Source organism: Vibrio chemaguriensis, from assembly GCF_012275705.1.
Taxonomy (GTDB): Bacteria; Pseudomonadota; Gammaproteobacteria; order Enterobacterales; family Vibrionaceae; genus Vibrio; species Vibrio diabolicus.
Window position 1 is genome coordinate 1 of the sequence record NZ_SHOE01000059.1, and the last position, 1,137, is coordinate 1,137.

General features: G+C 46.5%; 1 protein-coding gene. It reads left to right on the forward strand.

Translation table 11 applies throughout. The features are described from left to right. On the forward strand, positions 1 to 1,137 hold a 1,137-nt coding region (locus tag EX191_RS22750; protein WP_193448557.1), incomplete at both ends, for a tandem-95 repeat protein.

Consider the following 1,137-nt stretch of genomic DNA (forward strand, 5'->3'; position numbering starts at 1 on the left):
GCAACCTTAACGGTTCGCGATACTGACACGCCGGAAGATGAGCTTACGGTGTTGCTAGAAAACAACTCAAACGGTTACTTCGTGTTGGTTGGCAATGAAGTCAAGCTAACTCAAGCGGGTGTTGACGCGGTTAACAACGATGAACTCGACCTTAAAGACCTGACTATCAGCGCGTCAGTGTCGGATGGTGTTAATCCAACGGCTAGCGACAGTGATAGCTTGGTTGTGAATCGTGTTAACGATGCGCCAACAGTTGATAATGTCATTACAGATCAAGTGTTATCGGAAGATTTCGATGCATACACGATCGACTTGAATGAAGTATTCAAAGATTCCGATTCCTCGCTAGAATTCTCAGTCTCTGGCAATAACAACATCCAAATTTCTATTGTGAATGGTGTTGCTACCATCACTCCGACTGCGGATTGGAATGGCAAAGAGACAATTACGTTCACAGCTAAAGACCCAAGCGGTGAAAGCGTAAGTCAAACGCTGAACTTTACGGTAGCACCAGTAGCTGACATTGAGGCTGATAGTGCGGATGTAGTCGAAGACACACCAATCATCATTAACGTCTTAGGTAACGACACGTTCGAAGGCACTGATAAAGTGGTGTCTTTGGACGCCGATAATGGTCCTAAAAATGGCACCGTCATTGTGAATAACAACGGCACGGTGACCTACACACCAGATGACAACTACGTCGGCAAAGATACGTTCACTTATGTCGTGACATCAGGCGGAGTATCCGAATTCACTACCGTTGAAGTCAATGTGACGCCGGTCAACGACGCGCCAGTGGCGAAAGATGACATCGCTACGACACAAGAAGACACCGCAGTTACTATTGATGTTCTGCCAAACGACACTGATGTGGATGACGATAAGCTGAGTATTGAATCAGCCTCTGTACCTAAAGAGCAGGGTACGGTTGAAGTGGTGGATGGAAAACTCGTTTTCACTCCTGCAGAAAACTTCAATGGCGACGCTGAAATTACCTACATCGTAACGGATGGTCAATTGACCGACGAAGCGAAAGTGGTAGTTAGCGTTAACCCAGTAAACGATGCGCCAACTGTCAAGGTTGATGCCGTAGAAAGCATCACTGAAGATGCAGTGAGCACTGATACGGTAGTC